At 64.6% G+C, this 6,895-nt stretch carries 8 protein-coding genes; 7 read left to right on the top strand and 1 reads right to left on the bottom strand.

Going from position 1 to position 6,895, the window contains the following annotated elements; translation table 11 throughout:
- Positions 1–344: HNH endonuclease signature motif containing protein (locus AB4068_RS13180; RefSeq protein WP_441433618.1), on the top strand; the 344-nt coding region annotated here is incomplete at its 5' end.
- 2 nt (positions 345–346) lie between these two features.
- On the opposite strand, the gene AB4068_RS13175 is transcribed toward AB4068_RS13180, so the two are convergent.
- Entirely contained in the window at positions 347–805 is a 459-nt protein-coding gene (locus AB4068_RS13175; RefSeq protein WP_306963577.1) for an Lrp/AsnC family transcriptional regulator, read from the bottom strand.
- A gap of 266 nt (positions 806–1,071) precedes the next feature.
- On the opposite strand from AB4068_RS13175, the gene AB4068_RS13170 reads away from it, so the two are divergent.
- From AB4068_RS13170 to AB4068_RS13145, 6 genes are all read left to right on the top strand, one after another.
- Complete coding sequence (locus tag AB4068_RS13170) at positions 1,072–1,704, top strand: RraA family protein (protein ID WP_332602877.1); 633 nt, start codon at positions 1,072–1,074, stop codon at positions 1,702–1,704.
- A 45-nt stretch (positions 1,705–1,749) separates the two neighbouring features.
- A complete protein-coding gene (locus tag AB4068_RS13165) occupies positions 1,750–3,099 on the top strand; it encodes an MFS transporter (protein WP_441433617.1) in 1,350 nt (449 codons plus the stop codon).
- A 114-nt stretch (positions 3,100–3,213) separates the two neighbouring features.
- Complete coding sequence (locus AB4068_RS13160; RefSeq protein WP_441433616.1) at positions 3,214–4,017, top strand: LamB/YcsF family protein; 804 nt, start codon at positions 3,214–3,216, stop codon at positions 4,015–4,017.
- 47 nt (positions 4,018–4,064) lie between these two features.
- Positions 4,065–4,856 carry a carboxyltransferase domain-containing protein gene (locus AB4068_RS13155; protein ID WP_441433615.1) on the top strand — a complete coding sequence of 264 codons (792 nt, stop codon included), beginning with the start codon at positions 4,065–4,067 and terminating at the stop codon, positions 4,854–4,856.
- Positions 4,843–5,880, top strand: a complete 1,038-nt coding sequence (locus tag AB4068_RS13150) for a biotin-dependent carboxyltransferase family protein (protein ID WP_441433614.1) — start codon at positions 4,843–4,845, stop codon at positions 5,878–5,880. Before AB4068_RS13155 ends, AB4068_RS13150 begins: the two co-directional genes overlap by 14 nt.
- A gap of 113 nt (positions 5,881–5,993) precedes the next feature.
- The gene (locus tag AB4068_RS13145) at positions 5,994–6,806 is read left to right on the top strand and encodes an SDR family oxidoreductase (RefSeq protein WP_441433613.1); all 813 of its coding nucleotides are present in this window, start codon (positions 5,994–5,996) and stop codon (positions 6,804–6,806) included.
- The last annotated feature ends 89 nt before the right edge of the window (positions 6,807–6,895 follow it).

Here is a 6,895-nt window from a genome sequence, read left to right as displayed (position 1 = left end):
TCCCCGTGGTCCTGGGCGGCGAGGGCCAGGTCCTGGACATCGGACGGGCCTCACGGATCTTCCCGCCGCACATCCGCAAGGCCATCACCGCGCGGGACAAGGGCTGCGCCTTCCCCGGGTGCACCATGCCGGCCCCTTGGTGTGAAGCGCACCACATCGAATACTGGTCCCGCGGCGGACCCACGAGCGCCGCGAACGGGACGTTGCTCTGCAGTCATCACCATCATCTGATCCACAAGGAAGACTGGCACATCCAGGTCCAAGCGGGCGTGCCCTGGTTCATCCCGCCACCGCACATAGACCCCCACCGGAAACCGCGGCGGAACCACTACTTCCAAATATGACCTCAGCCTTGCAGCAACCCTGTTGTCCGGTACGGAATCACCTCGCGCAGGAACATGCTGGTGGACGTGCGCACGATTCCCGGGCACAGCCTGATTTCTTCGGACACCCGGTATAGATCGTCCGGGCTCGTTGCGACCACGCGGATGATGAGGTCGGTGTCCCCGGCCGGCGCATGGCATTCAAGCACCTCTGGGATGTTGCGCAGGGCCGCGATCGCCTCGTTCAGCCGGCTCTGATCCAGCTCCGCACTCACCGCTGCCGCAACGCCCCGTCCGAGTGCGGAAGGCAGTACGCGGCTGCTGTTCGGACGCAAGGCGCCTGACGCCGTCATGCGCTCCAGGCGCGACTGGACCGTCCCGCGCGCCAGGCCCAAGCGCTGGGCGAGGACCATGATCGGCACACGGGGGTCGTCGTCGAGCGCGGCAAGGATGCGCTTGTCCGTTGAATCCAATTCCTGCATCGCTGCTGCTTTCTGCCTGGTCGCTCAAGGTTCGACTGGTCAAAATGTCCAACCAGATCCCATTCTCCCGCACAATCCCGGCACCGAGGCCCGACGACGCGAGCGAGCCGCCCCGAGCCGTGGTTGCGAATCATTTACATGCCCGTAACGGGAAACCCTTGACGGCGTGAATTTAAAACGCGAAACTCTTCTCATATGTGATTGACGTCTCAAGACGATCGACGCCCAAAGCGCCGGCTCTTGGGAAGAAAACAAAGGCGAAGAAAATGGCAACAACACTCGAACTGACCGTCCGCACCGCATCCTGGACCCGGCCGCCCCGCGAACTGGTCCGAGCGTTCGAGGCGTTCCCCGTGGCAAACATCGGTGACGCTATGGAGCGGCTCGGAATCGTGGACGGCGGGATCAGCCCGGTCTGGGAAGGCGCCCGCTGCGTCGGCTCGGCCCTCCCCGTGCTGGGCGCCGCCGGAGACAATGCCGCCGTCATCGAAGCGCTGAACTACATCCAGCCCGGCGATGTGGTGGTCATCAACGGCTTCGGCCACGAACACCGTGCCTTGGTAGGCGAGCAGCTGTCCCAGCGTTTCGAAGCCGCGGGCGCCACCGGAGCCATCATTGATGGCTACATCCGGGACCGCGCCACCATCACCGAAATCAAGTTCCCCGTCTTTGCCCGGGGTGTCACCCCTGCGGGTCCGTTCAAGAACGGCCCGGGAGTCATCGGCGAACCCGTCGCCATCGGCGGCATCGTCTGCTCGGCGGGCGACATCGTCGCCGCCGATGACGACGGAGTGGTCATCATCCCCCAGGCCCGTGCCGCGGAAATCCTGGAACGAGTCATCGCCGTGGCCGCGCACGAGGCCGAGATGACAGCGGAAATCACCCGCGAATACAGCTAGCGCTTTCTCCCACCCCAGCCCCCTCATAGACTGAAAGCACCCACCATGACAAAGCAATCGACGGACTCAGTGGAACTGAACACCGCTCAAATCAAAGTCGTAACCGCTGACGGCAGGATGGTGCGCAAAGCAACCTTTGCCGGCACCATGGGTTCCTTCGTGGAATGGTACGACTACGGCATCTACGGCCTGCTCACCACGTACCTGGCCATCAACATCATGGGTTCCAAGGACATCGGATCCTTGCTCCTGACCAACGTCGGATTCCTGGTGAGCTTCCTGGCCCGCCCCTTCGGGAGCGTCATCTGCGGATTCCTGGGCGACAGGCTGGGCCGCAAGAACCTGCTCGCCGTGCTCCTGCTCCTCATCTCCGGGGCCACGGCCTGCATTGGCCTCATCCCGTCGTACTCGGTCATCTTCTGGGCCGCTCCCGCATTGCTGATCCTGTTCCGGATCCTCCAGGGATTCTCGGCCGGTGGCGAAGTGGCAGGCGCCATGGCCTTCGTCGGAGAGTATGCCCACAACAAGCACCGCAACTACTCCATGAGCTTCATTGCGGTCGGTTCCTTTTGCGCTCTCCTCTTCGGCAGTGCCATTTCCGCAGGCCTCATCACCGCCCTCGGAGATTCCACCATGGAGGCCTGGGCCTGGAGGATTCCGTTCCTCTTCGCCCTGCCCCTGGGCTACGTCGGCTTCTATATCCGCTCCAAGATGGAAGACACCCCCCACTTCGCGGCACTGCGTGAGCGCAACGAGGTGGAACGCAACCCGCTGCGCACCGTCTTCACCTCCAAGCGCCACCTCAAGGCCATCGCCCTGACCATCTTCCTTCCGGCACTGAACGGTCCCGGCTACTACCTCCTGTTCGCCTACATGCCCACGTACCTGAAGACCCAGCTTGGCTCCGGACACAACTTCACGATGCTCCAGGCGCTCCTCGTCACCGCCGTCAGCCTGGTGGCCATCATCATCGCGATCCCGCTCATGGCGCGCTTGTCCGACCGCATCGGCCGCAAACCCGTATTGGCTCTCTCCGCCGTGCTCATGGCCGTGGTTTCGTACCCGATGTTCGCCATGATCACCACGGGCAACATGCCGCTGGCCTGCGTTGCCACGATCGTGATGGCTATCGCGTTCTCCGGCCACGCCGCGGTCGTCCACACCGTCCTGACCGAAATGTTCCCCACCACGGTCCGCTACAGCGCGTACAGCATCGGCTTCAGCATCAGCACCATCATCTTCGGCGGAAGCGCCCCGCTGGTCATGACGGAACTCATCAAGGCCACCGGCAACAGCATGGTTCCCGCCTACGCCTCGATCGGGACGGCCATCATCACGCTCGTTTCGGTCTACTTCCTGAAGGAAACCAAGGGCCAGCCCCTGCAGACTCACTAGCCAGACCAGAACCCCGACGGCGGTGGCCGCCCGCCACTGGAACGGCAGCCGCCGCCGTCGAACCCTAAGCAAGACAACAGAACCTCCTAACCAGGAACAGAAGCAGGAGTCACCTTGAGCATCAATTCAGTCGCCGTCGTCGCAGACCTCGGCGAAAGCTACGGTAACTACACGATCGGCGACGACGACGCCCTGCTCGGCCTCGTCACCGCCTCCAACATCGCCTGCGGCTTCCACGCCGGCGATCCGAGGGTCATGGATGCCACCGTCAAGGCCTGCGTGGAGCGCGGCATCGAACTCGGCGCCCACCCCGGATACCCGGACCTGGTGGGCTTCGGCCGCAGGCTCATCGAAGCCAGCGAAGAAGAAATCCGCACCGACGTCCTCTACCAGATCGGCGCCCTGGACGCGTTCGCCCGCATCCATGGCGGCAAGATCAGCCACGTAGCCCCGCACGGCCGGATGGGTAGCATCGCCCAGACCGACGCCAAGCACGCCCGCGCCATCACGGATGCCATCAAGGCCTACGACCCCTCCTACATCGTGATCTGCCAGAACGGCCTCCTGGCCGATGAATCCCGCAAGCGCGGACTTCAGGTGGGCTACGTCTTCCTCGCAGACCGCGGCTACGGCGAAGACGGCATGCCGGTCTCGCGAAACAGGGAAGGCGCACTCCTGCACGACCCCGAGGAAATCGGCCGCCGCGTGGTCCAGGTGGTGACCGAAGGGACCGTTCGCGCCGTCACCGGGAAGGTGGTCCCGCTGGGCCACGATGCCGACGTCGTCCTCCTCCACGGCGACCACCCGCAGGTCCTGCAGAACGGCACCGCACTGCGTGCGGCCCTCGACAAGGCGGGCATCAAAGCCACAGGCCTCCAGGAAGTCCTCGCCGAAAAGGCCCGGCTCGCCACGGTCTGAAGCTGAACAACCCCCGGATCCATCACCCGCACCACCGAGCAGGACTCATGACCACGCACACAGCACCCGCGGAGCGGCTGCACCACCCGCCCGAACTGGAAGCCGAGCCGTTCGGCGACTCAGCCCTCATGCTCCGGGTCAAGAACGACGACGGCGACCTCCGCCGGGCGGGGGCCAGCCGGCTCCGCGACGTGCTGCTGGGGGTGCGGCCGTACGGGGTGCTGGACATCGTGGCCGGCGTCGAGTCCTTGTTGGTCGAGTTCGATTGCCTTGCCGTGACACACGAACAATTGGCCCAGATCATCCGCTTGGCCGTTGCCGGCAAAGGCCTGGAACCGGGAGCACCTGGCGCCTCGCAATCACCTTTTGTCATACCGATGGTGGTCAGCGAGGAATTCTCCCCCGACCTTCCGGGGGTCGCCCGGGAACTGGGCCTGAGCCCGGATGCCGTGCTGAAGCAGTTCCAGTCCTCGGTGCTGACCATCAACCTGTTGGCCGCGGCCATGGCCCCCATGATGGGCGGCGTGAAATTCCCGGGCCAGGTCAGCCGCTGCGTCGAGCCCCGGACCAACGTGGAACCCGGGTCTGTCATGGTGGCCGGCACCAACGCCATCATCCAGCCGTTCCCCGGACCGAGCGGCTGGAAGGTGATCGGCCGGACTCCGCTCACCATTTGCGATATCCGGGAAGACCCCGCCACGTCATACAAACCGGGGGATCTGGTGCGTTTTGAAGTGGTTCCGGAGCGTGAATGGGAACGGCTTGAAGGCCGATTCCTGCGTGCTTCGGGCGGCGCTGGCTCGGATGGCTCGGATGGGAGCAACAGTGACCTTCCCTGAACACGCGATCGGCATCAACGTGAGCGAGGCCGGTTGGCTGTCCACGTTCCAGGACCTGGGCGGCGAGAATTCCGAGTTCATGGGCGTCCCCTGCGGAGGTGCGGCAGACCAGCACTCCGCGGCGGTCGCCAACATCCTGGTCGGCAACAGCCGCAAGGCCACATGCCTGGAAATCATGGGCGGACGGTTCGCGTTCACGGCCACGCACGACGTGATGTGCGCCGTGACCGGGGTCCCGGCGGAGGTCACAGTGAATGGCGACGCGGTGGCCATGTGGGAGCCGCTTTGTCTTCCTGCCGGAGCACGGGTTGTGATCGCCAAGGCCAGCGGTGGCATGCGGAATTACCTGGCGTTCAGCGGCGAACTGGAAACCGCCCGTTTCATGGGCAGCGCAGCGCCGGAATCGCGCATGGGATTCCCTCAACAACTCGCTCCCGGGCGGGCGCTCACCCTCCACAGCCGGTACCGCGGATTCACGCACCCGTTCCTGGCCCAGCCACTGTTCCGGCTGCCTGTTCCGGTGCCCGACTTCAGCCCGGACGTGTGGACCATCGACGTCGTCGACGGTCCCGAAACGGACCGGACCCCAGGCATCCGGAAACTGCTCAGCTCCAGCCACTACACCGTCGGCGCCAAATCCAACCACGTGGGCCTGCGATTGGACGGGCCGGTGGTGCATCCAGAGGGACTTGGGGAAATCGTGTCCCATGGGGTCCCAATCGGCGCATTCGAAATCCCGCATGGCGACGAACTCATCATCCTGGGCCGCTCAAGGACGTTGACCGCCGGCTACCCGATCGTCGCAGTGGCAGCCAAGGCTTCTTTGTCCATGCTGGGCCAGGCCAGTCCCGGCAGGAAGATGACCTTTCGCTGGATCAGCAACGCCGAAGCGGTGGAGCAATACCGCGAACAGCAGCGCGGTTTGGCACATCTGGAGGAGCGCGCGCACGCCCTGTTCGCCGCCGTCGGGCTCCCCCTCTACGCAAGTCCCGCGGCTCCCTCGCCGAGTCCCGCCGCGGCGTGACTCGCAGTCCCCGAAGAAAACACTTGACCATCATCTTCTAAAATGAGAAACTCTTCTCATATGTGATCGCCATCTCAAATGATGCACACTAAAAATGCAAGGAACTGAAAACCATGGGACTTCTGGACGGCAAGCTCGCGATCATCACCGGCGCCGGTACCGGCATGGGACGCTCGACCGCGGCCCTGCTGGCTGCAGATGGCGCGGCAGTGGTGCTCGTGGGGCGTCGTGAGGACGTTCTGCAGGAGCTCGCCACCGAAATCGTCGCCGACGGCGGACGTGCCTTTGCCCGCGCTGCGGACATCACTTCCAAAGACGATGTAGACGCCCTGCTGGAATGGGTCCACGAAAGCCTCGGTCCGGTGGACATCCTCGTCAACAATGCGGGTAGCTCCAGCAAGGTCCTCAACGTCCGGTGGATCAGCCAGGAGGAATGGAACGGCGTCCTTGACGTCAACCTCAACGCCGTCTACCTGCTCAGCCAGGCGGTCCTTCCGGACATGCTGAGCCGCAAGACCGGAACCATCATCACGGTCTCCTCGCTCGCCGCAGTGAATCCGAACCTTCTCGGCGGCGCCGCGTACGGCGCGGCCAAGGCCGCGGTCCGGAACTTCATGACGTACCTTCACAACACCTTCCGCAACGACGGGCTGCGCGCGGTGACCATCCTGCCCGGTGAAACGGCGACGCCCATCCTGGACAACCGCGCCCGCCCGCCTCGCGCGGAAGAGCGCGATGCCATGGTCCAGCCGGAGGACGTGGCCCGGGCCATCCACCTTGTGGCGACGCTGCCGCAGCGCACCGTGGTCCAGGAATTGGTCATCGCCCCCACCATCCAGCGGGATACCTCTGGCGACATCGAGATCAGCCGCTGGGCCGGAGCCCCTGCCGACGAGGCCCCCGCCGACGAGGCGCCGCAGCGATGAAACCCCGCCGGCTGTACGCGCCCTCCCGCGGAATCAATACCAAATCGCCCGCCCCCAAAACAACCTCAGCAACCACCCAGATCAGGACC

This window comes from Arthrobacter sp. 2RAF22 (genome assembly GCF_052115325.1).
Taxonomy (GTDB): Bacteria; Actinomycetota; Actinomycetes; order Actinomycetales; family Micrococcaceae; genus Arthrobacter.
The sequence above is the reverse complement of the archived record's forward strand: the minus strand, read 5'-3'. Positions and strand labels throughout refer to the sequence as shown.